The following is a 25,960-nucleotide window of genomic DNA, read 5'->3' as shown; positions in this document are numbered from 1 at the left end:
CCATGCCGAGACCGATTCGACACCCAGCCGTTTGGTCCTCTACCCCGGCCCATGGCCAGAGCCTGTCCGTTCTGCGCATCCGAAACATATTGAGGCACCCGGCAAAGACATTGCGTGACGAGCCGTCCCTGAAAATCATCAATTTTCAAGGACATGATTCAAAATCCGATACGGCTTACCTGTCACTGCAACCCTTGCCCTGCCCCCGACACACGGTTCACTCTGCATGGCGTTTCGCCATACTGATATATCAACCTTCAATGGCCGCGCATGTCACAGCCATTGCCATGACTTTTTTGAGGTCTTCCATGGATATCACCATCAACAAAATCGACACGCCCAAGGCACACCCCGATGAATCCAACCTGGGATTCGGGACCATCTTCACCGACCACATGTTCTGCATGGACTACACCGAAGGCATCGGATGGCACGACGCCCGCATCGTGCCCTACGGTCCCTTTGAGGTGAGCCCCGCCACCATGGTCCTCCACTACGGCCAGACCATCTTCGAAGGCCTGAAGGTCTACAAGAAGGAAGACGGCTCCGCACAGCTCTTCCGCCCCCGCGACAACTTCGAGCGCCTCAACCGTTCCGCCCACGCCCTCTGCATCCCCGAGATCAACGTGGACGACTGCCTGGAGGCCCTCCAGGCCCTCCTCAGCATGGAAAAGGGCTGGATCCCTTCTGCTCCCGGCACCTCGCTGTATGTCCGTCCCTTCATCATCGCCATGGACCCCTACATCGGCCTGAAGTCCTCCCCCACCCACCGGTTCATGATCATCCTCTCCCCGGTGGGCGCGTACTACCCCGAAGGGTTCAACCCGGTGAAGATCTGGGTCTCCCCGGAACACGTCCGTGCCGTCCGCGGCGGCCTCGGCGCAGCCAAAACCGCCGCCAACTACGCGGCCAGCCTCTACGCCACCGAGATCGCCCAGGCCGAAGGCTACACCCAGGTTCTCTGGCTCGACGGCGTGGAGCGCAAATACGTCGAAGAGGTGGGCTCCATGAACATCTTCTTTGTCATCGACGACGAGATCGTCACCCCCGAGCTCAACGGCAGCATCCTGGCAGGCATCACCCGGGACTCCGTGCTCAAACTGGCCCGCCACCAGGGCAAAAAAGTCGCGGAAAAACGCATCTCCATTGACGAGGTGTTCAAGGCCCACGAAGAGGGTCGTCTCCAGGAGGTCTTCGGCTCCGGCACCGCAGCGGTCATCTCCCCGGTCAACAAGATCAAATACGGTGACCGCGAGATCACCGTGGGCGACGGCGGCGCAGGCCCAATCTCCTCCGGCATCTTCAACGACCTCATGGACATCCAGTTCGGTCGTTCCGAAGATCCCCTGAACTGGATCGTTCCCGTGGCCTAAGTCCCTCGCACGGCTGAGGCAGACGCCACCCTTACGACATAAAAAAGGCGGTATCCGATGATTCGGATACCGCCTTTTGGTAACGATTCACTTGCCTCCGGCGGGTCGCTTTTTGAAAAAAACTCCGCAAAAACGTTCCGGTCATCAAGGCGCTTAGCGTCAGTCCTGAGGTGTGAGGCAGTCTGCATAAACCCTCAACGTTCATGTCGGGCGAAGCCCGAGTCGTAGGCCTTAGCGCTTTGCCCTGAGGAACGAAGGGCAAAGCGCTAAGGCAATGGCTTTTCGAGGTGGCTCACCTCGCCGCCGGAGGCTGCTTTACGAACAGTTCCACCAGGGTGCTACTCCGGACATCCACGAGGCCCTTGTCTGTAAGCTTCAGGGCCGGGCTCACCGGCAGGGTAAGGGTGGCAAAGGACATCAGCGGGTTGGGGTGAACAAAGCCGAGCTCTTCCATGGCCTGCTGGATCCGGGCGACCCGGTCGGCAATCTCGGGCATGGGCTCTTCGGAGAGGAGGCCTGCCACGGGAAGGGCCAGGGAGGCCACCACCTCCCCTTTTCGCACCACGCAGATCCCGCCCTGGTTGGGCGCGGACTCCATCTTCATGTCCGAGGCCCGGTCCCCTGCCACCAGCAGGTTGTGGCTGTCGTGGGCATAGGAGGTGGCCACGGCGCCCCCTTGAAAGATGCACCCGGTCATGATCCCCTTGCCTGCCCCGGCCTTTCCGGTGTGGCGCTCGATGACAAGGGCCAGGTTGCAGGGCGCCTCCTCCCAGGACACCCTGCCCTCTTCCACCGGCAGGGTGAGTCGCCCTTCACGGGTGTAGGTGGTGAGGTTGTTCTTCTCCATGGTGCGGCAGCAGACTTTTGAAGCACCCTGTGGGGCCGCCAGCTCAAACAGGGTGTCCGGGAGTTCCTCGGGAAGGCGGATGCCCTCGTTTCGAGAATCCCTCGGGAAAGGTTTCACCACAGCCAGCCTCTGCCGTTTGGCACCAGGACACGGGGACTCCGCCTTTAAAGACCTCCTCCACGGTAAAATCTGCTGACCGGTCGGCCAGGAGCACGGCATCGGCGACCTTGCCCGGTGCAATGGCCCCCCTGTCCCGAAATCCCATGCGGCGAGCCGGGGACCAGGTGGCGGCGATGACAGCCTTCTCTAAGGGCATGCCCGCCTCAAGGGCATTTCTCACCACATGGTCGAGGTGCCCCTTTTCCACCAGAACGTTGGGGGGCACATCATCGGTGACAAAGCAAAAGAGACCCGTCGGTATCGTGGGCCAGGAGGCAGTCGACAATCTCCGGGGTCACGGCTTTTTCCTGGATTTCCACAAACATGCCGTTTGCCAGGCGCTGCTCCAGGCCCTCGACGTCCTGAAGGCAATGATCCGAGTCCACGCCCATGTAGAGCACCTTGGCAAGGTCCAGGCCCTTGTAGGAGGGGCAGTGCCCCTCCACGGCGGCAAAGGGCTGTTCGTTGCGCATGTAGTCGATGAACTCTGCGGCACGGGACGGGCCCATGGCAATGAGTTCCGGGCAGTTCATCACCTCCCCGAGGCAGATGACCTTCGGTTCGTCCCGAAAAAGCCGGTCCAGCTCCTCCAGGCCCACCACGCCTCCGGAGGTCTCCAGATCAGATGAGGTGGCGGGTACGGAGCTGGGAACCCCGTAGTAAACATCCGCCGCCGCCCCCTGGAAGCCCGAATCATCTCCTGGATGCCCCGAATCCCGAAGACGTTGGCGATCTCATGGGGTTCGGAGACCACGGTGGTCACCCCCCGCTCCGCAACGGCCCGGGCAAAGGGCACCGGGGTGCACAGGGTGCTTTCGATGTGCAGGTGGATGTCGATGAGCCCCGGAATCAGGGGTTTTCCCCCACAGTCCCGGGTCTCTTCAGGCTCAAAGCCCATGTCCTCCACCTTGCCGACATACAAAAAGCGCCCCCGGTGAATCACCACGTCGCAGCGGTCCCACCGCTTGAGAAAAACGTTGAACACCAGGGCATCTTTTAACAGGGCATCCACAACCATGGTGTCCGCCTCCTTTTTCTTATCATTTTGCAACGATTCACCCCCACATGCCTCCGGCGGCCCTGCCGGGGGCCAACCTTTTGAAAAGTTTAACAAACAGGTCTTAAGCCATCATTCCAAGGCTCTGACGGAGGCGCGCTGAATGGTTACATCATTTTCATATCAGTGAGTTGCGATGATCCTGAAATAGTAGATCATGAGAAGGGCGATGGCGTAAACCGACCAGTGGGCGTCCCGCACCGACCCGGTGACGAGCTTCAAAAAGGCAAACACCACCAGGGCCGCTGCGATGCCGTTGCCCGCGTTAAAGGAGAAAATGGTCACCGTCACACAGACAAAGGCGGGGATGTACTCCGTCATGTCGCTGTAGTCGATTTTTCGCATGGAGCCCAGCATGGAGATACCGATGTACATCAGCACCGGAGAGGTGGCGCAGGACGGAATCATCAGGGCAATGGGCGAGAAAAAGAGGGTCAGCAGGAAAAAGAAGGATGCGGTCACGGTGGTCAAGCCGGTTCGGCCCCCTGCCTCCACCCCGGCGGAGGACTCCAGGTAGGTGGTGAGCACCGGGCAGGAAAAAAAGGACCCGAAGGCGGTGGCGCCGGAGTCCACATAAAAACATTTGTCGATACCCGGCATGTCCCCTTTCTCGTCCAAATACCCGGCCTGTGCCCCCACGGCAAGGAGGGTCCCCAAGGTGGAGAAGAAATCAGGGATGAAGAACGCCAGGAGATAGGGAAGGTATTTCGGGCTCAGGGCCCCTGTGATGTCGAGGTTGAACATCATGGAATCGATGCCCGACGGCATGGACACCAGGCTCCCAGGAAGCCGGGTCACCCCAAAGGGGATGCCCGCCAGCGTGGTGAGGAGCACAGCAAAAATGATGCCCCCCTTGACCTTGCGGGCAGTAAAGAAGAGCACCAAGAAAAAACCGAGGATGGAGAGAAGGGCCTTGGCCGAGGTGAGGTCCCCGAAGACCAGGACATTCTTGCCCGGATTGGCCACGATGATCCCCGCATGCTTGAACCCCAAAAGGGCAATGAACAAGCCAATCCCTGCCCCCACGGCCACCTTCACACTGGGAGGAATCACCGTCACGATAAACTCCCGGACCCCGAAGACCGAAACGAGGATAAAGATCACCCCGCTGATAAAGACGATGCCCGATGCGATGCTCAAAGGGACACCCCCTTTGAGCAGGGTAAAGGAAAAAATGGCCACGCTGCCAAGCCCCGGCCCCAGCATAAAGGGCCGGTTCGTATAGAGCCCCATGACAAGGGACGCCAACACCGTCATCACCACGGTGACCGTAAAGGCCTCCCCCTTGGGCACCCCGCCCGAGCTGAGCATGCCGGGCACCACCGCGATGATGTACGCCATGGTCGCAAAGGTGGTAAACCCTGCGATGAGTTCTGTTTTCAGATCAGTCCCGAAGTCGGAACACTTAAAAAAGGCGCTGAGCCGCCCTTGGCCTATACCCTGTCCATCCATCCTCACTGTCCCCTTTTCAAACAAAAAATCCTGTCACGTAAAACAAATGAAAAAACGGCCCCTTTGCGCCGAATCCCTCTCGGCAGGGCCGCTCTGGATACACCTCAATGTGGTTTTTCAAAAAAACAAGCCTCCGGCGGCCCTGCCGGGGGCCAAACTTTTAAAAAGTTTGATAAACAGGTCAGGCTTCGCCAAAACAATTCCAACATTTTCGCACCCGTGCTTCGTTTTGATCGCCCTTCGGGGCGATCAAAACGAAGCACGGGTGCATTAGAAACGTTTTTTGCGGAGTTTTTTTTCAAAAAAGCGACCCGCCGGAGGCAACTGAACAGTTACGAAATATCTAAATATTTCCAAGTAACCAGCCGTAATAATAACTTATTAATTTAGCCCAATCGTTTTCTCATGAAATATCCGGGTTAAGCGTACTGCAACTTGACGGATACCTATCCCAAAGCCCGGACCGACGCCCGCTCTGCCAGGGTGCTGCGGATCATCACCTTGTGGCAGGTGGAGGTCACCTCCCCTGCGGCCACGTTGAGCAGGAGCTCGGCCGCACTCTTTCCGGCGTCGGCCATGTGCAGGTCCACAGTGGTCAAGGCAGGGTAGAGAAAAGGCGAGAAGGTGACGTTGTTGCGCCCGATGACGGAGATATCCTCGGGGATGCGGAGCCCGGCCTCCTGAACGGCGGCATAGGCTCCCATGGCCATCTGGTCCGACATGCAGCAGATGGCCGTGGGCGTCGGCCCGGTGGTCAGACGCTCTTTTATCGCCAGGTAGGCGGATTCGGCCTGGTAATCCCCGTAGCAGATATTCTCCCCGCGCACCTCGATGTCCGCCTCGCGGCAGCACGCGTTGTAGGCATCGATCACTCCCAGGGCGTTGACGTCGTTCTCGCGGCCCAGGAGCAGAACGATCTCCCGGTGCCCCTGATCGATCAGGAAAGAAGCCCCAGAGGCTTTGTCCAGGTCCTGGAGGATGACCTGATGAACGGGCAGGTCCAGCGCCGGGATGTTGATGGTGACAAAGGGCTTGCCGCTGTTTTGGAGGGTGGAGATGTTGCGGTGCACCTGCTCGGTGGAGCAAAAGCCTGTGCTGAAGAGAAAATACCCGTCGCATCCCGCGCTGTTTTGAAGCTGGTCTTTCACGATCTCCTCGGAGGAGGCTCCGTTAACGGGCAGAAAGAGCATGCTGTATCCCCTTTCCGAGAGGACCTGTTGAATGCCCGCCAGGATGGCGTTGGTAAACTCATTGACGAACAGGGGAAGTGAAGTGGGGATAATCACGCCGGTGATCTTGGATTCGTGTCGCCCCAGGCTGCTGGCAAAGATGTTTTTGCGGTAATTGAGCTCGTCCACCACCTTGTCGATACGCTCCTTGGTGGAGGCACTGACCCGCGTCGTCTCTTTGTTGTTCAGGTAAAGGGAGACCGAGGCAATGGACACCCCGACCCGTTTGGCGATCTCTTTGATGGTTGCTGCCATAGTGATTCCCCCAATAGGTTAAACGTTCAACCTCACCTACTATGAAGCTTCCGTGCCTGTCAATATCTTCCTGGGGGACAGATCACCGGGGCCGCGACGGCCACTGTTCAAGATGGGGGGGAAAACCCGGGAAAAAACCGGGCTGTGACGGCAGCACGGAGGCGATTAGCGTTCCGGTCAGCGCCGTTTGGGATACAGGAAGGCATAAAAAGGGGGGGGGAAAGGTGACAATCAGGCCAGGTGAGCTGCCAGGCGTCTTCCCAGGCCAAGGAGGGTGAGCGTCGGAGGAAGTCCCCAGGCCTCCGGCACCACAGAGCAGTCGCAGACGTAGAGGTGTTTTCAGGTCGGAGTCCACCATGTGATTGATCTTGACGGTCCCTCCGGGATGGGCGGCCACCTTCCAGCCCGTATAGACACCCTTGGCTCCGGCCTGCCTCAAAATGGCCTTTGCCCGGGACACTCCCGTCTTCATCTTCAGGTGGTCCCCGGGGCCTATGCTCTTCCGAATGCCCCCTTTCCAGGTAAGGCGCCCCCCGAGCTCATCTTTGATCTTGATCCTCACCATGAGGGTATCGGGCCGGGAGAGCATACGGTGAAATTTCAATTTCGGCGCGATCTGGGCGGCAAAGACCGGGGTCGGAAAGTGAAGGTCCACCATGAGATACCCCTCATCTTCCATGTGGACACCCGCGGTCATCTGGGTCTCGCCCTTGCTGCCCAGGCCGTCCACAGAGCCGAAGACCATCACCAGGGGATCAAAGAAAAAATCGTACCCTGCGCTGTAGAGCCCGCTGTGCCGAAGGATATGCGCCGATCCGATGCCCCCCGCGGAGAGGACCACCTTGTCGGCGTAAGCCGAATGGGTTTGAAAGCCTTTTTTGTATATCACGCCGATGGCGGTGTCCCCTTCAAAGATAACCTTCTCCACCTTGGCCCCGTTGACCAGGGTCGCCCCTTGTTCAACGGCTTCATCCACGTAATCGCGGGCAGTCCACTTGGCCCCGTAGGGCAAAGTAGCCGTAGGTACATTTCAGGCAGTCGGGCCGACAGGCCTCCTGATCGATGAGCTTATTGAATTTGTTCCACTCATAGCCCAGGTTACGGGCGCTCTCCATCAGCCTCAGGGAACCGGGACCCATGAGTTCGTCTTTCAGGGGGGCGATGGGGAGTTCCCGCTTCAGCGCGTCCACCTCCCCTCGGATATCAATTCCATAGGACTCAAGCATCTCAAAGGGCGGGTCAAAGGCGGTGGCGCAGTAAAACATGGAACTTCCGCCGGTACATATGCCCCGGACCATACCAAGGAGGGTCTTGTTGCTGAACAGGATATTTCTACCTGGAATACCGGCATTTTTCACCAGTTGAGAGAAGGTCCCCTTGACGGGTTTGTAATCACCCCATTCCAGGATCAGCACATCCTTCCCCTGTGCCGTCAGCTCCCTGGCGACGGTGGCTCCACCCGGGCCGGTTCCCACGACAATCACATCGGCCTGTGTCTTCATGGTTTCCATAACGCCTCCCTGTTAAAATTGTCGACAATCCACAACCGTCATTGATACATAGAGACAAGACACCTGTCAACACTCATCAACACTGTTTATTTTACAGCCTTTCAGGGATTTACAGAGCCATCAACAACTATCGGTCCACCCACCGAAAACAACGCCGCCGCCCACCCTTTCGACCAGCAAAGGATACGCGGCGTGTTCTCATCATCTCAACCGTGACGCCGATGACGCCCCGAAGGATGCCAGGGCGTAAGCCTTTTCCGACGCCACATAGGCCTCCATGGCCTGGACGCCCCTCTCCACATCCCGCGCTTCGAGGCTCTCCACAATGGTTTTGAAATAGGACAGCTTCGCAAGGTATCGTTTACGGTCCACCACCAGGGAGAGGTATTGCAACCGCTGGGCGTTGGGCATCAACCCCTGGAGGATCCTTGCAAGAACCGGGTTTTCCACGGTCTCCAGACCGACGGCGGCAAAACTGAAAATCGCATCATAGACGCCGCCGGCATCCCCCTTTTCAGCCGCGGCCGCCATCTGTTCGTAGGCGTGGACCAACTGCATGCGGTGAGACTCACCGCACCGTTCGATTCAGCGGCGCACCACCAGGCCGTAGAGGACCTGGAGGACATCGGCGTGCCCTTCGATCACCGCCTCGGTCACCCGGCTCACCCGCGCCCCGCACCGGGGCACGATCTCCACCAGCCCCCTTACGAATCGCCTCTCGAATGGGGGAACGACTCACCCCCAATTCACCGGCGATGGCCTGTTCACGGACCCACTCCCCAGGCGCCAGCTCCAGGCGCACGATCTTCTCAGTAAGGTAAGTGGCGATGCGATCGGACAAATTTTCAGGTTTCCCGGCTTCCATGGCCCTCCACTGGAATGGTTGACGTGGTGTGGTGCAATAGATCGTGATGGCACATTGGGCCTTACAGGCGACCTTCCCTCTTGAGCTCTTCATACCAGAGGGGGTGATGTTCCCGAACCGCGTCTGCGCTCATCAAGCCGTCCCTGAAAATCGCCCGCAGCCCGTGGCGGTTCATGGGAATCAGGGATAGATATGAACAGGCAGCAACAGGGAAATAATAACAAAGGAGACGGCATGGACAAACCGGGCCTGCTCCTGAAATGCCTGGGAAAAGAGATCCCGGAACATCAGAACCATCCCGCTTCCGGTGATGGCCGCAACCGCAAGGATCATGAGCCAGGCAAACCCCTTCTGGCCTGTGTTGAACTTGCCGAACCGACCATGTTCCAGGCGCACATAGGTCGTCCACAGCTCCCTCAGCCCCCGGAAGAGCGCACGGGGGCCCCAGCTCTGCTCCGGCCAGATCTTCCATCTTCGCACGGAAGCCAGCATGGTGAGGCAGAAAGGCAGGGCCGTCAAGACAAAGAAGAGCGCGGTAACCCGGTGAAGGATCCTGGCCACCTGCAGGCCTCCGGCCAGACGATCCGCAGGGGTTTCCCCAAGGGCGGGCCCTCCTGCCCCGGCAAAGCTGATGGCATCGTGGGGTGCGGAAAACATCGACGCCAGGAAGCTGAAGTTCGTTGAAAAGACGGGGAGCCCCGTGATGAAAAACAGCACCATAAAATGGATGATGTGTTTGTGAAACCACCGCTGCATGCCACTAAACGCCGTAATATACGTCTCGGTATTACTCTCCATGCTCCTCCTCCCGTACCTTCTTTTTCCGTGCGCTGAGCCAGTGCAGGGAGTGAAGGGCCGCACCGGCGCCGATACCGGCCAGCCCCATGGTCCCCAGGGTCTTGCTGCCCTGCCTGGCGGCCATGGTTCGCTTCACGGGGTTCTCCGGCAACAGGTACGCCTCGGCCAGGGCCTTCGGCGCCAGGGTCAGCCAGCCGGTGCGCCCCACGGTGGCGTTGACCGCCTCCTTGCCGTAGAGCATGTACTCCCCGCCCAGCCTCTCGGCATAGCGGGCCAGGCGCTTTTCCCCTTCGGCGATCACCTCCGCTTCCGACCCGGAGACAAGGGCCCCGGCCGGACAGGCGGAGACACAAACCTGCTGCCTGCCGGATTCCACGCGGTCGTAGCATCCGATGCACTTTTTTGCCGTGTTGGAGACGGGATCGTAGCGGGGCACATCATAGGGGCAGACATCGATGCAGGTCCGGCAGCCGATGCAGGCGGAGGCGTTGATCACAACCTGGCCACCCGGGCGACGCTCAATGGCCCCGGAGGGGCAATTGGCAAGACAGGGGGCATGCTCGCAATGACGACAATGATGAAAGGCCACCACCACCCGGGCCTTGGGATACGCCCCCACCTCCCGCCGGACCGGTGTGAAGTAAAAGGTCTCTGGAAGAAGGGCGTTTGAGGAGCGTTCGATGTGGATGCCCTCATCCCGGGCCATGCGCATGCGGTTTTCCGCCGAGCATGCGCTCATGCAGGCAAAGCAATTCAGGCAGCTGAGGGTGTCGTACAGCATCAGGTGACGCATCAGGAAGCCCTCCGTAATTTAAGGATTACATCCTGGGGAAGATGTCCGGCGACCCCCGGAGAAAACTGAAGCCGTCCGAAATGATTGATATTCAGACCGTCATGGCGAGCAAACCGAAGTTTTTCAGGTGTCTGCATGCACCCCCTGCCGAAGCCGTGGTAGTAGAAGAGCACATCGGGATGAACCGTACGGCTCAGGGAGACCACGGCCCGCTGACGCTCTTCGGGGTAGTCTTCCAGCCACACCTCCACGGTGTCCCCTTCGGACACGCCCAGGTTCCGGGCCCGGGCTACGTTGATGAAGACATTTGCATAGCCCATGTCGTCATGGAGGGGAACCAGCACCGGGTTGTTGCGGGTCTGTCCACCGCAGAACGACCCCAGGGGAGAAAAGCCCGAGGCCGGAATGAACTCGTCGGTTCCCAGGGCCTTTTTCTTCCCGTACCAGCGGCAGGTCAGATGAGGAAACAACGGGGAAGCGTGATCTCTTGCCCCATAGTCCGGATGCTCCGTGGCCAGGCGGTGATGAATACCAGCCAGCCAGAAGCTGTAGACCTCGTGTTTTCCCGTGGGGCTCTTGGGGGCATGGTCCGCCATGGTGCGGGACCCGCCCCAGCTCCCCTTTTCCAGGAGGGCCTCCACGGAGTCTGGCAGGGTCGCGGCCTCGTCCGGGGTAAGCCCTGAGATGCCCTTGAACTGACTGCGCCACAGGGGCATGAGCCCCTCTTTCTCCAGGTGAAGAAAATAAGCATCGTACTCTTCAGGCTCCAGCACCCGTTTGGCGAGCTGGCAGAGGATCCGATACCCATCCCGGCTTCCCAGCACCGGGTCCACCGCCTTTCGATTCACTCCGATGACCGGGATCAGGGATTTGTAGCCGGTATAGAGGGGCTGGTCCTGCTCCAGAAAGGTGCAGCCCGGCAAGATCACGTCGGCAAACATGACGCTGTCCTGCCAGAACGGGGAGACCGCCACGATGGTCTCCACCTCCTTCATCATCTTCACCACATCCGCGCCGCCGGCCGTGCCTCCCACCAGGTCCTGGCCCCAGAAGAAAAGAAGCTCCGGGACCATGGGTTTCTTCTCAAGGAAGGCTTTGACCACGGTGGAGCGGCCCTCCACAGGGCTTGCTGCCCAGCGCCCCGGGTCATGGGCGTTGTGCCAGGCAAGGATGCTCGTGCCGCCGGGCTCCGGCGAGTCCACCGGAAGCCCCCCGAGTCCGGCGTTGCGATTCCTCTGGATTCCCCCCTCCTGCCCATAGAGCCCGAGCAGCAGGTTGAGCATCTGGATGGCCACCTGGGCCCTGAAATCCGTGGTGTGCCGGGTGAAGCGATACCCGATCTCCACAAAGGCCTTTGGAGCCGCGGCGTGGAGCCTGTCCGCCACAGACTCCATGGTTTCTGGGGAGATCCCGCATACGGCGGCCATCTCCTCGGGACTGTTTGCCAGGGCACTCTCCTGAAGAAGCGCCAACGCTGGCCGAACGGTTTTCCCCTCCCAGGCATAGGTCCCCCCGTAAGCCGGAACGCGGGCTTCCCGGGCAGGCCTCACCCTGTTCTCCGCCGTATCGAACACCAGGTAATCCCCCGGGGAATCGCCTTCGCCTTCAAAAAAAGGAAGCAGGGTTTCCGGGTCAATGAGGGCATCTGCGTTGGTTTTGCTTAGGAACCCCGCATCCACATACCCTTTTTTAAAGACAAAATGGATCACCCCGAGCAAAAACGAATAGTCGGTCCCCGGCCGGATGGGAAGCCACTCGGCCGTCGCCTGGGCCATCTCATTGGGATGCCGGGGATCCACAACGGTCAGGGGCAGCCCGTGCCTCAACCCGTCCCCGAACTGAGCGCCCCACCCGTGGGCGATGATGGCGCCCCCTAAGTTCTTGCCGATGACCAGGCCGTAGTCTGCGTGTTCAAAATCGCTGGAATGGGAACCCGGCCCCCCGAAGTTCAAAATGGCCCTGGAGCTGCTGGACACCACGCTGAAGCAGGTGTCCCCGTACCCCACGATATTGGGGCTCCCGAACACGTTAAAAAAGAGCTCATCGTATTTCGCCGCCGAAGTAAAGCGGGAGAAAAGAACCGCCCTGTCCGCTTTTCCAGCGTCTCTCAGAGCCTTCATTTTCCCGGCCACCAGGTCCAGGGCTTCGTCCCAGCTCGCTTTCCTGAATTCGCCCTTGCCTCGCTCTCCGATTCGGATCAGGGGGGTTTTGATGCGATCCTCGCTGTACAGGGCACTCACCGCAGCCCGTGCACGCCCGCAAGTCCCCCAATTTTCATGGACCCTGCTCGCCTCCAGGCGAACCACCTTGCCCTCTTTGACCCAGGCGGTTGCCGGGCAGTGCTGAGCGCACATCTGACAGAGCACCGGAACGCCCTTTTCCCGTGCGTATTCGGAATCCGGCACATGCAGTGACGTGGCCGCCGCCTCCTGCCCTGCCGCCAGTAAAGCCCCGGTGGCCCCCAGGGCCGAAGAGACTTTGAAGAAATCCCTTCTGGACAGCTTCGTTCGTTTATCCATGTGTCTTGGTATCCTCAATAAATGGAGTGCTGAAGCGGCATACACAAAGCAACACAAACCCCAAGGAACGGCACGCCGCCCTCTGTAATCGAAGGCCACCCACATTGACTTGTTCGTTTCCTAACGAGGGATACAGCTGGAAAGAGGCCTCCCGGGTTACACATCGCAAAAAATCGCGAGAAGCAATAGACAGATATTTTTTACTGAGAAAAGCAGAATATGAAGTTTATTTTTTATCTACTCAGGGGCAAAAAAGCAACACCCTTCTTCCGGTGCCATTGAAGCGCCGTCCTCTTTTCGAGAGTGACAAGGGAACAGGTAGAAAGAAGAAATAACGAGAAAGGATGGTCATGGAGGGAATGAATGCACTCGGCCCGCCGGTGAGCGGGTAGCAAAAAAAACGCCCCGTCGTCCTTTGGCCCCCTTAACGGATTCAACAGGGAGCCAAAGCATGGCGGGGCGCTGAAATAAAGGCCCTTTTCGCCGAAACGGCAGAAAGGGGCCAATGACTGTTACTTGTCGCTGTTCCCGTCCCAGATCCCCGGTTCCAGCTGGTCACGAAGCTCGGGGTATTCGTTGGCATCAAAGGTAGGCAGCTTGCCATCTTTGAGCTGCTTGTTGTAATCCCTGGCCAGCTTCACCACCACGCCGGAGAGAAGCACAATGGCCACCAGGTTGGTCAGGGCCATGAACCCCATGGAGAGGTCTGCCATGGACCAGACGATGGGCAGCTCGGCCACGGCGCCGAACATCACCATGCCCAGGACGAGAAACCGGAACACCGTCAGGCCACCGGGGTGGTTTCGCTCAAGGAAGATGAGGTTGGTCTCGGCATAGGAGTAGTTGGCGATGACCGAGGTAAAGGCAAAGAAAAAGATCGCCACGGCCACAAAAGCGTTGCCCCAGTCCCCAACGCCGGAGGAGAGGGCTTTCTGGGTCAGTTCGATGCCACTCATGCCGGAGTTGCTCTCCAGGGCACCGGAGACGAGAATCACGGCGGCCGTTGCGGTACAGATCACCAGGGTGTCGGCAAACACGCCCAGCATCTGGACATACCCCTGGGAGGCGGGGTGGGGAGGATAAGGCGTGGCCGAAGCAGCTGCGTTAGGAGCGGAACCCAGGCCCGCTTCGTTGGAAAACAGGCCGCGCTTGATGCCGTTCATCATGGCCTGGGCCACGGTGTACCCCAGGGCACCTGAGACCGCCTTGTCCCATCCGAAGGCACTGTTGATAATCAGAGAAATCACATCCGGAAGCTTTTCGATCTGGGAGCCCACCACAAAGGGCGAGGATCAAATAGGCAAGGGCCATGAAAGGCACGATGAGTTCGGCCACCCGTGCGATGGTGCGAAGACCGCCGAAGATGACGATGCCGGAGAGGACCACGAGGATTCCCCCCATGACCGCAGGGGACACCCCGAAGGCCACATCCATGGCTTGAGCAATGGAGTTGGCCTGCACAGCGTTGAACACCAGGCCGAAGGAGATGATGAGAAAAATGGAGAAGAGCACACCCATCCAGCGCATGCCCAGACCTTTTTCCATATAGTAGGCGGGGCCGCCGCGGTAGTTACCGGCGTCGTCTCGGGTCTTGTAAAGCTGAGCCAGGGTGCTCTCGGCAAAGGCGCTGGACATGCCCACCAGGGCCACCAGCCACATCCAGAAGATGGCACCGGGCCCCCCAAGGGTGAGGGCCACGGCCACGCCGGCAAGGTTACCGGTGCCGACACGGGCGGCCAGGCTTGTACACAGGGCCTGAAAGGATGAAATCCCGGCGCTGTCCGCCTGACGGCTCTTTTTCAGCACGGAGAACATGTGCCCGAAGTGGCGAAACTGGATGAATCCCAGGCGAAGGGTGAAGTAAATCCCCACGCCGATCAGAAGATAAATGAGGACAGAGCCCCAGATCAAGCCGTTCAGGTTGTTGATGATAGTGTTTAACACGCGTTGCTCCTTGTGAGTTTAACAGGGACCGGCTTCCCGTCGATGGCATGGACAAACAAAAAAACGCACGAGCCCGGGCATTGGCGTCCAAGCCGCCCCGTTCGTGCGTGTATGTGTGTGGGTAATGCCGTTCCCGCTCATTCATACGTTCATATTTCGGCCCGGAATATAGTACGATTCACCCTAAATTGCAATCACGTAAAAGGGATGGAAATCCCTCGCCAAATCAAGCCTTAGCCAAGGTTCCTTCCTTGCTGAACAGACCGGCACCTGGCCCTGCCCCGATGGCTTAACAACAGGCAACCTTACGCTTATTCTCGGTTTCACCCCCACGGACACCCGAAGCAGCACCTCCATGCAACGCCCCGCCTTGCCCTTGGCATGGCCGCCTCCCAGGCACGCTCACGGCCTATTTTACTGACACATGCAAAAAAGACATACCCTCAATTAGAAAAATGGAATACAATAAAAGTTTTCGCACTAAAAACAGACATAGACAACGAGGGACATCGATGCTGGACATGTGGAACGAATCATTGCCGTATATCATTCGCATCCTGACGGCCGCCGCCTTAGGGGGGCTGCTCGGGCTGGAACGGGACATCCACGGACGGGAGGCGGGCCTTCGGACCCACCTGCTGGTCTGCGCCGGGTCCGCGGTGTTCATGACACTCTCCACGGCGGTCTCCACCTTCGGCGTCCTCAAGCCCGAGGCCTTTTCGGGGGTCACGGATCCCGGGCGCATCGCCACACAAATTGTCACGGGTATCGGCTTTCTGGGGGCCGGGGCCATCATCAAGGACGGTCTCTCCGTGCGGGGGCTCACCACAGCGGCCTGCCTCTGGATCACCTGCGCCATCGGTATGGCCGCAGGGGCCGGGCTGTATATCCTCTCCGTGGCCACCACGATCATCGCCCTCTTCTCCCTGTCGGTACTCAATTACGTGGAGCAGTTCTATAAAAAGGATGTCTACCGCAACCTGACCCTCTCCCTGCCCGAAGGGGAAAAGCCGGAAAGGGCCGTCGAGGTGATGAAGAAAAACGGGCTCCGAATCATCTCCACGGAACTTCTGAAAGACTACGACACGGGCGTCACCCGCCTCACCCTGGGGCTCCAGCTCTCATCCCGGGGGAACGTGGACAAGCGATCCTACGATATCATCGACGCCCTGGAGGAGAGCCCCATCATGCTCAACTCCATCAAGTGGTACAAAATTTAACACACCATAGACCAAGCGAGGTGACCATGGCCCCAGACGACCTGTTCGCCGCCCCAACCCTTGCCGATGTGCTCCGGGAAATGGACATTGAATTTCTCGTTGCAGGGGAATACGGCATCACCGTGGACGACGCCGCAAATTTCATCGGCAACGACCACTTCCTCTTTCTGGATGTGCGAACCCGGGAGGAGAAAGACCACCTGGCCTTCTCCTTTGCCCGGCACATCCCCTTGCATGAGCTTCCCGACCGTGTGGACGAACTCCCCCGGGACAAGTTCATCATCACCTTCTGCGTCTCCGGGTTTCGGGCCGCCATGGCCTACGCCTTCCTCCGAACCCAGGACTTCGACGAGATCAAGGCCCTCAAAGGACGCCTGGACGAGCTGGCCGGAGCCATGACCCCAGGACGATTCTACCGCCTGGGGCCATGATGCCAGCTGTGCTCGGGACCTACTCCCCTGAGAATCGCCTTGTCTCTTTCCGTGGGCTCGATCTCTTTATAGAGTGAGGGACAACTTCCGATGGGGTCGGCCACGGAAAACCCGCGGTCGCCCCAGGGGTGGTCTTCCAGGGGACTCAGGACGGCAAGGCCCTCCCCTGTCAATCGCGCATGCTCGGCGTCCACATCCTCCACCATGAAGTTCAGGACCACCCCGGCTCCGCCAAAGACAGGCCTGTCGTCCCGGGGCTCCATAAACTGAACTGTGGGGCCATCCGATCCAAAGCGAAGGCTCAGATACCAGCCGCAATCAAAGGCGATGGAAGCGGCAAAGTGTTTTCGATAAAACGCGCGGCATGCGTCAACATCCGGCGTGCAGAAACAGGGTGAATCGCCTGTCGATTGAGTCTTCTCTCCTTTAAAAACTGTATAGATAGTCCATGCGCCAAGGTGATACGTCACCACCACGGCAAAGGAACCGATTGAACAGAAAAAACCGGTCAGGCCACAGCCCGGCCACATCCGAAACCGGCAGCCAGCACACCGGCATTGCCCAGGATCAACGCGGAAAAAACGAGCAGGCCGGCGCCAAACCCGCCATGGTCCGAAGCCGTGCCCAGCAGCATCGGCCCCGTAAAAAACCCCGTCCCCCAGGCCAGGTAAAACGCACCGGAGACGGTCCCCCTGCGGGAGATCGGAACCGACTCACTCAAAGCGGCCATGGCCGATACGCAGAAAACACCCAACCCGAACCCGGCCATGGCAAGAGAGCTTAAAAGGGCCGGGCCGCTGGCCCAGACGGCAAGGGGCAGGCAACTCCCCGCCAGGATAAGCCCCAGGATCATGGTCGCCACGCGTCCGGCTTTGTCGGACAAGGCGCCGCCCATAAACTGGGCCAGCCCCACGGCAACATAAAACAGGACGAAAAAAAGCGACACAGCATTCTCCCCACCCCCACGGCCCGCCACAAGGGACATGGGAATCACGGTGAGAAACACGCCGTAACCGCATCCGTAGAGAACAACGCCGAAGAAAACAGCCCGCGTCTCCCGGGTGGCCACAAGGGCCCACGCCGATGTCAGGTGCCAGCCCCCGCTTCGGGGACTCCCGGTCCCTTCGTTTTTCTCCACGCCCAAAAGCACCACGATCCCACCCGAAAAACCGGTTGCCGCAAGCAACCAAAAGGCGCCGGTGCCCCCCCAGCTGTCACACAAAAGAAGGCCCAGGAGCCCTCCTGCGGTCAACCCCAGGTGCATGGATGCGTTGTACAGGCCCAGGATCTTCCCCCTGCCTTCGGCCCAATCCATGGAGAGCAGCGCCGGGGCCAGGGCCCAGACAGGCACCTCCCCCACCCCCTGGAGAAACCGTCCCAGATAAAGAATACTCGGGGTTTCGGCCAGGCCGTAGGCCAGGGCCGCAAAACCGCAGACCGCGTACCCGGCCACCAAAAACCATGTGCAGCCATAGCGGTCGGCAAGGGTCCCCATGGGGACCTGAAGCAACACAAAGGGAAGGGCAAAACACGAGGCAAGGCACCCCACGTCGGAATACGATCCAGACAGGGCAGCCATTCGGGCGGAAGACGATGAAACGGTGAGACCGACGCCCACCATCAGAAAAAACACAGAGACATTCAACGAAACAGCCGATTGAAATCGAGCCATACCATCCTCCTTATCCGCTGACATATCAGCAGAAAGTCCACACTCAGAGCGGACGGATGGCCGGGGGCCCGGATTTCACGCACGGCCCCCGTTCTCTTAATCACACCCGGATACCGGGCAAATCAGGAGCCATCGCCACTCACTCTACAGAGAACGCCAAAAAAATTCAGGCTGTCTGCGGAGGAGGCGGAGAGAGAAATCGTATGGTATGTAAAGGCATGTGTCTCCTACCCCGGATATTTCATGAGAAAACAGCCACCCAAAAGGAAAGCAATATGATTTCGGATGGCTACAGTAAAAATGTCAGCTATTTTGAAAATGCAAAATGTAAATCAACGTTTGCTGTTTGATTTTCTCACCCTTCGGGCGAGCCGAGTGCACCCATCTATACCGTTATTCCGACTTTATAAAACCACGACTTCTGCAGCTCTGATGCCTTGAATATGGGTGCACTCGACTCGTGAAATATCCGGGCTACACTGGTAACGGTTTTACAGGGTATTCTTCTTGATTTTGAAACGCGTGTCAATACCGCGTGCAGGCAAGATAAGGGCAAGACCACCTACGGGTCCGGGGATCAGTAGTCATACCACCCCTTGCCGGCCTTGCGCCCCACGCGCCCGGCGTCGAGATGTTCGCGGAAAATCCCGGGGGTCTTGAACCGGTCGCCGTAGGTATCGGTGAGAATGGTATGGACCTTGTCGAGAAGATCCAGGCTGATGTTGTCGCTCAGGCGAAAGGGACCCACGGGGTGACCGAGGCCGAGACGGCATGCGGTGTCGATGTCCTCTTTGGTGGCGACCCCCTCGTCCAGGAGCCTGTAGGCCTCGTTCATCAGCGCCAGGAGGATGCGGTTCACCACAAACCCCTCCACATTTTTCACCTTCACCGGCTCCTTGCCGATGGCCCGGCAGAATCCCATGGCAAACTCTGCGGTTGCCGTGGAGGTGACAAGCCCGGGGATCACTTCCACCAGCTTCATCACCGAGGCCGGAGAAAAGAAGTGGAGCCCCACGAACCGATCGGGGCGGGCCGCGGCGGCCAGTTTCGTAATGGAGATGGATGAGGTGTTGGAGGCAAAGACGCACTCGGGCTTACACAAAACGTCCAGCTCTTCAAAGAGGGCCCGCTTGGTTTCAGGCACTTCCAGGATCGCCTCGATCACAAGGTCCACCTCGTCGAACCCGTCATACATGTCCGTGGCTTCGATGCGGGCAAGGGTATTCTCTTTTTCCGTCCCATCCAGCCTGCCCTTGTCCACCGCACGTGACAGGATCTTGCCTGCAACCGCCTTGCCCCTGTCCGCCAGGTCCTGGCTCACCTCTTTTAAAATGACATCCATGCCGCTTTGCGCGCAACACAGGGCAATCTCAGCCCCCATCATCCCCGCTCCCACAATCCCGACTCGCGTCACCTTGCTCATGGTCTCTATCCTTTCGGAAATCCGGTCTGTTCACAAAAAAACCAACCTTCTGGCCAAAGCTAAACTTCACGTTAACGTAAGCCGACAAACCCGATCACGTCAAGACATATTGTACTCTTTTCGAAACGTCGTTATCAGACAAAGCACGATCGGTCCCCCACCTTTCCATGCCGGGCGCAACAGGGCATCCATGTTCCCTCGCCCATCCCCCCGGAACAGCACCGTATTTTTTCATCACGACGCCCCTTGACCCCACGCGCGAAGTGTCGTAAACCCTCGTCATGAATGCCCGCACGGGGGACGGCATTGTCATGTCCCCCTTGGCGCCGGACCGCCAGTGACCGTGCGGCCGGTATTAATGCTGACTTGCCGTCCGGGTATTGCCCATGCAACCCACCCTCGGTCTCAAGCTCATCCTCACCCCCGGCATCATCGCAGCCGTCACCTACGCGGGAAAACGCTGGGGTGCCCTGGTTGCCGGATGGCTCTCCGCCTTCCCGGTGATCTCCGGCCCCATCCTGCTCTTTCTTGCCCTGGAGCACGGCCCGGCCTTTGCCGGAAACGCAGCCACCGGAACCCTGTCCGGGGTCCTGGCCTTTGTCGCCTTTTACCTGGCCTACGCCTGGAGCGCCACGCGGTTCAACTGGCCAGTTGCCTTGGGCCTTGCCCTTCTGGCCTACACCCTGTCGGCCCTTCTCCTGCTGGCCTGGTTTCCTCCCCTTGGCATCGGCCTTCCCCTTATTCTGGCCGTGCTGTGGTTCTCCCCGAGGCTGTTTCCGGCCACATCCCCCGGGGCACCGACTTCGGTCTCCCACCCCCATGAGCTCGCCTACAGGATGATCGCCGCCGTGATCCTGGTGCTGGCCGTCACCTGGGCCTCAGCCACCATCGGCCCCCGGGCAAGCGGCATTGCCGCCACCTTTCCGGTAATGGGCTCCATCCTGGCCGTCTTCTCCCACCGGAAGCAGGGCACGGGATACGTGGTAAAACTCCTTCGGGGCATGGTCTTTGGTCTCTACTCCTTTGCCGCCTTCTGCATGGCCCTGAACCGAACGATCACGGCCCTTCCCATGGCTGAGGCCTTTTTCCTCTCCCTGGCCGTGGCCGTGCTCGCCCAGGCCATCGCCTGGCGCCTGCTGAAGCAATGAAAAACAACCCCCGGCGGCAAGGTAAAAACCCCGTCATATCCCGAATACCTCTGTAAAATCGAAATCTTGGATGACCCGAACACGGTGCACAGAGTGCACCCTACCGCGCTATCGGCCCTTGAAACGGTGTCATCAAGAACACCCTTGATGACCGAAACGATGGCCCAGAGGCCCCCCATCCCCATTCCCCATTCCCCATTCCCTATTCCCTATTCCCTATCCCCTATCCCCTATTCCCTATTCCCTATTCCCTATTCCCTATTCCCTATTCCCTATTCCCTATCCCCTATTCACTATTCCCTATTCCCTATTCACTATTCACTATTCACTATTTCCTATTCACTATTTCCTGTTTCCCCTGCTTTCCCCGCCCCTACCCCGCCTCCCTCAACGTCATGTTCTTCTCCACCCTCACCACCCGGTTGGTGGCGTCCAGGCAGACCCAGTCCCCGGTGCGGATCACGGCCATGGGGTCGATGTCCAGGCGATCCATCATGGGGATGTTGTTCATGACGGCGCTGATGGCGACAACGGGCTCCGCCTCCCGTACGATCATGCCCAGGGGCCCTGTTTTGAACAGGCAGGCGTAAAACCCGATGAGGGCACCTGTGGTGGAACCCCGCCCTGAAGGAAACACAAGGATCTTGCCGGAAATATTGGCTCCGGCCTGATCGTGCAGGTCGTTGAGCCTGCCGGTGGTAAGGTCGAAGTCCCCCAGAAAGGAGAAGGGCATGCTCAGGACCAGTGCCTCCCCTTCCACGCATCCCTCTTTGATGGTGTGTCCTTTGATGTTCATCGTTCCTCCCATGTTCCGGTAAGGGCCGCATCGATACATTGACCGGTGCTGCCGTAGTACGTATCCATCACCTTTCCCCCGGCCACCTCGCCGGCCCCCCCGCGAAGCAGGTAATGGGCACAACGGGCTGAGTTGGTCGCCACGCGGGATACAGGTTCCTTCATGTGGGCAAAGGGAAACACAGCGATGCACGAATCAGTGATGACGAGGCCTCCGGCCTTTTCGATGGTGTCCACATACCCCATGCGACGGCACAGCTCCAGCACCCCCTCGTTGGTGGCCAGGACCAGCCGCACCCCGTCGAACACCCGTTTCCCGTCCAGTCGCATGGCGATATCCCTGATTTCGCGCATGGTCAGATGGGGACACCCCAGGGCCACCACCTCCACATCCGAGGCTGTGTAATGACAGAGCTGGGCCGCCGCATCTTTCAGCTCAAAGGGCGAAAGGCTCAACGTCATATCGGGCTTGCGGTTGCCCAGGGTCGCCTCAAGGCTCGGGGCCTCCGGCGTGATCCCGGTCAAATGACAGAGGCTCACCGCCCCGGAGACAGGCATGGGAGAAAGCAGGTATTTCAGTTTTTCAAAGGGAACGGTGGGCGGCAGCCCGTCCACCACCACATTCCGTGTTTCGGCCAGTGCGCCGACGTGGTAACCGATCGCGCCCGCTCGGCTTCCGAGAGCTTTGCCGTATCCACTTTCTGGAACTTCACCACCACCTCGGCATAGCGCTCGTCCTTTCGTATGCGCCCGAACTCGGGGGTTCGGCCGGTGATGGCCGAACAGGTCATGGCAATGCCTGAATCCCGGTTTCCCCGGGCCCCGAACAGGGAGTTGTTGATGATGATGCCGGAAGACCCCGCCCAGGAAAAAACGTTGCCTTTTTTCAGTATGTTCCCCATGAGGTAGGGGGCGCAGCTCAAGGTCATGAAGCATCCCAGCCCCTTGTAAAGTTCCACGGCCTTTGCCGTGTCCTGGATCACCGGACCCGCCGAGTCTTCCCGAAGCCCGAGCTCCGTCACCCATCGGGCGGCAAGGGGAGACAGGGAGTGAATGGTGGACAGGGTCGGCACAACATCCACCCCTTCCATGAGCTCCTGAAGCATGTGCACGGGATCCGGCAGAATATGGGCGCTGTCCACCCGAACCAGCCGCTGAGCGTCAAAGGCCTCCCCGTATTCAACCAGAAACGCCAGGGCCTTCTGGACTCCGGGGCCGAACTCGCCCCCCAGCATCTTTCTCTCTTCTTCCGTTAAAAGCATAAAAACCTCGAATTCAGGTATCACAGAACGTTTCAGGTGTGTGCCCGTGCGGGTTGGAGCGCTTCAGCCCCGCAGCACAGGCACGTGGTCCGCCCGAGACCGGTCATGCGGCCCTCGGAGGGATACAGAGAAGCTTCTTTTCAGGTGCCACGTCCCGGATATCCAGGCCCAGGCCCTCCACCAGGCTGTCCACGGTCACGTCCATCCCATTGCTGAAAAAATGGGGGTAATGCTTTTTCACGGAATCGAGAAGATCGTACACGGGGAGGTCGGGAAAGCTTCCGTAATAATGGATGTACTCCATGTGCTTCTCTCCCGAGAGGGTGTAGGCCGGATAGGTCGTGTCATGGATGCCGTCGAACTCCGGGATGTAGTACCCGGATTTTTCGCACAGCCCCAAATCAAAGGAGGGAGTGGCCTTGACCCATTTGCCTTCCAGGAAGATCTCGGCAAACCCGTGAAAGGCAAACACGTCGGTCTGGAGTAGCTCGGTGATTTTCGCGGGGGTCTGGTGGTTGATAAGATCGGCAAACCCCATGCGGGCGGGAATCCCCACGGACCTGGCCGCAGCGCACAGGACCAGTCCCTTGGACACGCAGTACCCGCTCGCTTTTTTCAGGATATTGCTGGCCTTCATGTACAGGGGATTGATCTCGTAGCCGAACAGGTCGTACTTGATATCGTCCCGGACAGCGTAAAACAGACGAATCGCCTTCTCTTGGTCGGTATAGGCTCCCCGGCACGCTTCCCGGGCGTAGTCCGCAATCTCAACGCAGTCAGAGTCAATGAAAAAGGTGGGCTTCAGGTACAGTGAAAACTCTTCGGGTTCTGTCATGGTATCGGTCTCCTGTGATTTGAATGAAGGCTGCGCAGTCTCCCGGGCTGTCCGGTCCGGGAGCTGCAGGGAGTCAGAGCGGGTGCGCTACAGCAACATCGCGATTCACCGGGCAAAGGGGCCCTGGGGCAGAGGCCGGGCGGGACCCTGCCGTCAATCCATCTTCATGTATGTGCCGATCATGCCTGAAATCCCCTTGGCAAGGGGACGGAGCTGGGCCACATCCACCTTGTCCAGGGTGTCGTCGGAGGTAAGAAGGTAATAGGGCTGGCCGATCCAGTGAATGAAGTCGACCCCCGTATACATATGGTAATGCCCGGCCTCACCCGGGGGCACGGGTCCCAGGAGGGTGGAAGGAATCAGCAGGGTCCGCTCCGGTTCGGTGCGCTTCATCATCCGAGATGCCGTGGCAATGGCTTCGTAGTTTTCGTTGACAAAGACGATGGAGAGCCTGCTGCTGCGGTTGCGGAACACCCCGTTGCCCTGCCCGTCGTCCACGTAGTTCCGGGCCGCCAGGTGCTCCAGGTTGATGTCCAGAACGGCATTTTTCAACAGGTCCTCCGCATGGGTATGGGCAAAGGTTCGGGACCCCTTGCCCCCGTAGAAATGCCCCGTGGTGGTGATAAAGAGCAGGGTCTTTTCACGCTGGTCCGGGGGAACCTGGGCCCAGGTCTCTGCCATGGCAAGGACCATGCCCACGCCGGTGCCGTCCTCGGTGGCCCCTTTGAAGGCCGAGTCGTGGTGGGTGCTGATGATGATGGTCTCCTCGGATTGCCCCGGCAGGATCCCGTAAATATTGCGCCCGTGGCCCGGCTCCAGGCTCCCGGTGATGGTCAGGGTGGCGTCGCCCCCGGCCTGGGCAAGGGCCTTGATGCGGTCGTTCTTGTAATGGGAAACATACATGCAGGGCATGGCCTTCATCTTGCCCGCATAGGGGCCCCAGTGGGTGTTGATGTCAAAGGGATGGTCCTTGAGCACCAGCACGAGTCCTGACCCCGGTCGCTGGCGAGCCAGTAGACCGAGTTGGGATTGTTCTCCTCTGTATACTCCGCCGGAAAGTTGCTTCGCACAAAGGTCAGGTCCTGGGTGGTCAGCAGGTTGAAAGACCCGGTGGGATCCGAGGTGTAATACCCGTCGTCATAGAGCATCTGGATGAGCCCCACGGGAAAGGAGGGAAAGGGGCACTGGGCCACCACGATCTTGCCCTGGATGTTGCCCAGCTTGTCGAACTCTTCCCGGGTGCCCTTACCGGCCCAGACCATGGAGCCCGTCACGGACCCACCGTTGGGCTTCTCCCCGTAGACCATGCCCGTGTTCACCGTATAGAAGGCGGGAAACTCCGTCATCACACCGTCCTCTTCCACCTGGAGATTCCAGGACTCGGCCTTGTAGACATCGCACTCAACCTCTTCGACACCCACATTTGCCGCCCCCAGAATCGCCGACATTTCGCCGATGATGTACTCTTCGGCGATCCGGGCCTCAGGGGAGCCGATCCTGCGATGCTCGGTGGCACACACCTGCTCGACATAGGAGAAAATTTCGTCTCCGGAAGGAAGGTAGGCGTCGGTGTCGATGGGCTCGGGCAGGGTCTCTTCCACTTCTGAGGCCGCTTTCTTGATACGCATGAAGTGAGGAATGTCCATGATCACCCGGGTAAGCAGCTCCACGGTGGTCTCCTCCCCGCTGGGCATGAAGAGGGCAGCCCACCCGTTGGCGGGCTCACTGGCCGGGCTGTGGAAGATGTAACGCCAGGCGATGATTTTGTACCAGTAGTACTTCCCCACGTCGGCCTTTGTGTCGTCAAAGGTCGCATCTTTCAATACAGGGCTGATGGGGTAATAAGGCCCTGCCACGTTACGGGCCCTGAACACGCTGTACCCGGTGGCGCGGGCAACGGGGTCCCACTGAAGCCTTACCCTGTTTTCAAAGCGCCCGGAGCTGGCCACGACATTGGCAGGCGAGGCCACCTTGCTCAGGGACTCCAGGCATTCCTGAACAACCTCGGTTCCGGCATCGTCGGCGAAAACCGGCGATACAAAGAAAACAAACAGGGCCAGCGCAAGATGCCACAGGACATTCTTCTTCATGCATTCCTCCTTGAAATTCACAGTATAGTAGGTTGATATTCCTTAAAAAAACGATTCAAACAAAGAGACTGGAGACATTGCCACCGAGCACATCAGCCCCGGATGTTCTGCTCAAGCTGTATCAAGGGATAGAAAAACATCGGTTCGGCGCCTGCTGCCCCGGGCGATACGCATGAGTGGTTTCGCATTCCGAACACTGCTTGGATTACTGCACAGAGTATGCCACCTGTCGCACGCAACAACTCAACCGCGGCAAGTAAGGAGAAAAGGAAAACATTGTTC

26 protein-coding genes and 2 pseudogenes are annotated in these 25,960 nt (G+C 59.1%); 5 read left to right on the top strand and 23 right to left on the bottom strand.

Translation table 11 applies throughout. From position 1 onward, the window contains the following. Positions 1–308: 308 nt before the first annotated feature. Positions 309–1,373, top strand: coding sequence for a branched-chain amino acid aminotransferase (locus ACOYW1_RS08180; protein WP_482422410.1), 1,065 nt, complete (start codon positions 309–311; stop codon positions 1,371–1,373). 292 nt (positions 1,374–1,665) lie between these two features. Here the strand turns inward: ACOYW1_RS08180 and ACOYW1_RS08175 are convergent, their stop codons facing one another. The 5 genes from ACOYW1_RS08175 to ACOYW1_RS08155 all read right to left on the bottom strand — a co-directional run bounded on the left by ACOYW1_RS08175 (position 1,666) and on the right by ACOYW1_RS08155 (position 4,888). Continuing rightward, the gene (locus ACOYW1_RS08175; RefSeq protein ID WP_482422409.1) at positions 1,666–2,337 is read right to left on the bottom strand and encodes an adenine deaminase C-terminal domain-containing protein; all 672 of its coding nucleotides are present in this window, start codon (positions 2,335–2,337) and stop codon (positions 1,666–1,668) included. Then, positions 2,264–2,605 carry an amidohydrolase family protein gene (locus ACOYW1_RS08170; RefSeq protein ID WP_482422408.1) on the bottom strand — a complete coding sequence of 114 codons (342 nt, stop codon included), beginning with the start codon at positions 2,603–2,605 and terminating at the stop codon, positions 2,264–2,266. The genes ACOYW1_RS08175 and ACOYW1_RS08170 overlap by 74 nt, the downstream gene beginning before the upstream one ends. A gap of 1 nt (position 2,606) precedes the next feature. Continuing rightward, on the bottom strand, positions 2,607–2,912 hold the full coding sequence (locus tag ACOYW1_RS08165) for a hypothetical protein (RefSeq protein ID WP_482422407.1): 306 nt from the start codon (positions 2,910–2,912) through the stop codon (positions 2,607–2,609). Further along, the gene (locus ACOYW1_RS08160; protein ID WP_482422406.1) at positions 2,912–3,397 is read right to left on the bottom strand and encodes an amidohydrolase family protein; all 486 of its coding nucleotides are present in this window, start codon (positions 3,395–3,397) and stop codon (positions 2,912–2,914) included. Before ACOYW1_RS08160 ends, ACOYW1_RS08165 begins: the two co-directional genes overlap by 1 nt. Positions 3,398–3,559: 162 nt before the next feature. Further along, positions 3,560–4,888 (bottom strand): NCS2 family permease, encoded by a 1,329-nt coding sequence (locus ACOYW1_RS08155; protein ID WP_482422405.1) that lies wholly within the window; start codon positions 4,886–4,888, stop codon positions 3,560–3,562. Here ACOYW1_RS08155 and ACOYW1_RS08150 point away from each other — a divergent pair. Next, positions 4,865–5,278 carry a hypothetical protein gene (locus tag ACOYW1_RS08150; protein WP_482422404.1) on the top strand — a complete coding sequence of 138 codons (414 nt, stop codon included), beginning with the start codon at positions 4,865–4,867 and terminating at the stop codon, positions 5,276–5,278. The genes ACOYW1_RS08155 and ACOYW1_RS08150 overlap by 24 nt on opposite strands. A gap of 56 nt (positions 5,279–5,334) precedes the next feature. On the opposite strand, the gene ACOYW1_RS08145 is transcribed toward ACOYW1_RS08150, so the two are convergent. The 9 genes and pseudogenes from ACOYW1_RS08145 to ACOYW1_RS08105 form a co-directional block, all read right to left on the bottom strand. Further along, positions 5,335–6,372, bottom strand: coding sequence for a LacI family DNA-binding transcriptional regulator (locus ACOYW1_RS08145; RefSeq protein ID WP_482422403.1), 1,038 nt, complete (start codon positions 6,370–6,372; stop codon positions 5,335–5,337). 82 nt (positions 6,373–6,454) lie between these two features. After that, positions 6,455–7,348, bottom strand: coding sequence for a GMC family oxidoreductase N-terminal domain-containing protein (locus ACOYW1_RS08140; RefSeq protein WP_482422402.1), 894 nt, complete (start codon positions 7,346–7,348; stop codon positions 6,455–6,457). Then, the gene (locus ACOYW1_RS08135; protein WP_482422401.1) at positions 7,341–7,883 is read right to left on the bottom strand and encodes an NAD(P)-binding protein; all 543 of its coding nucleotides are present in this window, start codon (positions 7,881–7,883) and stop codon (positions 7,341–7,343) included. The genes ACOYW1_RS08140 and ACOYW1_RS08135 overlap by 8 nt, the downstream gene beginning before the upstream one ends. A 201-nt stretch (positions 7,884–8,084) precedes the next feature. Next, positions 8,085–8,468, bottom strand: a complete 384-nt coding sequence (locus ACOYW1_RS08130) for an FCD domain-containing protein (RefSeq protein ID WP_482423687.1) — start codon at positions 8,466–8,468, stop codon at positions 8,085–8,087. Positions 8,469–8,601: 133 nt separating this feature from the next. Next, positions 8,602–8,748, bottom strand: a pseudogene (locus ACOYW1_RS08125) (GntR family transcriptional regulator); the annotation flags it as partial. Between the two features lie 180 nt (positions 8,749–8,928). Further along, positions 8,929–9,546 carry a cytochrome b/b6 domain-containing protein gene (locus tag ACOYW1_RS08120; RefSeq protein WP_482422400.1) on the bottom strand — a complete coding sequence of 206 codons (618 nt, stop codon included), beginning with the start codon at positions 9,544–9,546 and terminating at the stop codon, positions 8,929–8,931. Beyond that, positions 9,536–10,339, bottom strand: a complete 804-nt coding sequence (locus ACOYW1_RS08115; RefSeq protein WP_482416776.1) for a 4Fe-4S dicluster domain-containing protein — start codon at positions 10,337–10,339, stop codon at positions 9,536–9,538. Before ACOYW1_RS08115 ends, ACOYW1_RS08120 begins: the two co-directional genes overlap by 11 nt. After that, positions 10,339–12,858, bottom strand: coding sequence for a molybdopterin-containing oxidoreductase family protein (locus tag ACOYW1_RS08110; protein WP_482422399.1), 2,520 nt, complete (start codon positions 12,856–12,858; stop codon positions 10,339–10,341). The genes ACOYW1_RS08115 and ACOYW1_RS08110 overlap by 1 nt, the downstream gene beginning before the upstream one ends. A 512-nt stretch (positions 12,859–13,370) precedes the next feature. After that, positions 13,371–14,673 (bottom strand): annotated as a pseudogene (locus ACOYW1_RS08105) (alanine/glycine:cation symporter family protein). A 641-nt stretch (positions 14,674–15,314) separates the two neighbouring features. Here ACOYW1_RS08105 and ACOYW1_RS08100 point away from each other — a divergent pair. Then, positions 15,315–16,022, top strand: coding sequence for an MgtC/SapB family protein (locus tag ACOYW1_RS08100; protein ID WP_482422398.1), 708 nt, complete (start codon positions 15,315–15,317; stop codon positions 16,020–16,022). Positions 16,023–16,048: 26 nt separating this feature from the next. After that, entirely contained in the window at positions 16,049–16,453 is a 405-nt protein-coding gene (locus tag ACOYW1_RS08095; RefSeq protein WP_180140833.1) for a rhodanese-like domain-containing protein, read from the top strand. Here ACOYW1_RS08095 and ACOYW1_RS08090 read toward each other — a convergent pair. The 3 genes from ACOYW1_RS08090 to ACOYW1_RS08080 form a co-directional block, all read right to left on the bottom strand. After that, positions 16,435–16,983 carry a VOC family protein gene (locus tag ACOYW1_RS08090; protein WP_482422397.1) on the bottom strand — a complete coding sequence of 183 codons (549 nt, stop codon included), beginning with the start codon at positions 16,981–16,983 and terminating at the stop codon, positions 16,435–16,437. The genes ACOYW1_RS08095 and ACOYW1_RS08090 overlap by 19 nt on opposite strands. Continuing rightward, positions 16,962–18,125 carry an MFS transporter gene (locus tag ACOYW1_RS08085; protein ID WP_482422396.1) on the bottom strand — a complete coding sequence of 388 codons (1,164 nt, stop codon included), beginning with the start codon at positions 18,123–18,125 and terminating at the stop codon, positions 16,962–16,964. Before ACOYW1_RS08085 ends, ACOYW1_RS08090 begins: the two co-directional genes overlap by 22 nt. Positions 18,126–18,702: 577 nt before the next feature. After that, entirely contained in the window at positions 18,703–19,548 is an 846-nt protein-coding gene (locus ACOYW1_RS08080) for a 3-hydroxyacyl-CoA dehydrogenase family protein (RefSeq protein ID WP_482416784.1), read from the bottom strand. A gap of 386 nt (positions 19,549–19,934) precedes the next feature. On the opposite strand from ACOYW1_RS08080, the gene ACOYW1_RS08075 reads away from it, so the two are divergent. Next, a complete protein-coding gene (locus tag ACOYW1_RS08075) occupies positions 19,935–20,696 on the top strand; it encodes a hypothetical protein (RefSeq protein WP_482422395.1) in 762 nt (253 codons plus the stop codon). A gap of 373 nt (positions 20,697–21,069) precedes the next feature. On the opposite strand, the gene ACOYW1_RS08070 is transcribed toward ACOYW1_RS08075, so the two are convergent. From ACOYW1_RS08070 to ACOYW1_RS08045, 6 genes are all read right to left on the bottom strand, one after another. Then, the gene (locus ACOYW1_RS08070; RefSeq protein ID WP_482416786.1) at positions 21,070–21,492 is read right to left on the bottom strand and encodes an aconitase X swivel domain-containing protein; all 423 of its coding nucleotides are present in this window, start codon (positions 21,490–21,492) and stop codon (positions 21,070–21,072) included. Then, a complete protein-coding gene (locus tag ACOYW1_RS08065) occupies positions 21,489–22,106 on the bottom strand; it encodes an aconitase X (protein WP_482422394.1) in 618 nt (205 codons plus the stop codon). Before ACOYW1_RS08065 ends, ACOYW1_RS08070 begins: the two co-directional genes overlap by 4 nt. Beyond that, positions 22,067–22,753, bottom strand: coding sequence for an aconitase X (locus ACOYW1_RS08060; protein WP_482422393.1), 687 nt, complete (start codon positions 22,751–22,753; stop codon positions 22,067–22,069). Before ACOYW1_RS08060 ends, ACOYW1_RS08065 begins: the two co-directional genes overlap by 40 nt. Positions 22,754–22,856: 103 nt before the next feature. Continuing rightward, complete coding sequence (locus tag ACOYW1_RS08055; RefSeq protein ID WP_482416788.1) at positions 22,857–23,588, bottom strand: transglutaminase-like domain-containing protein; 732 nt, start codon at positions 23,586–23,588, stop codon at positions 22,857–22,859. A gap of 153 nt (positions 23,589–23,741) precedes the next feature. After that, positions 23,742–24,566: a M28 family metallopeptidase gene (locus tag ACOYW1_RS08050; RefSeq protein WP_482422392.1), complete on the bottom strand. Its 825-nt coding sequence runs from the start codon at positions 24,564–24,566 to the stop codon at positions 23,742–23,744. Then, the gene (locus ACOYW1_RS08045) at positions 24,506–25,678 is read right to left on the bottom strand and encodes a hypothetical protein (protein WP_482422391.1); all 1,173 of its coding nucleotides are present in this window, start codon (positions 25,676–25,678) and stop codon (positions 24,506–24,508) included. Before ACOYW1_RS08045 ends, ACOYW1_RS08050 begins: the two co-directional genes overlap by 61 nt. Positions 25,679–25,960: the final 282 nt, after the last annotated feature.

The sequence above is a fragment of the Desulfoluna sp. CYM3A genome, assembly GCF_056829965.1.
This window is presented reverse-complemented; position numbering and strand designations above follow the sequence as displayed.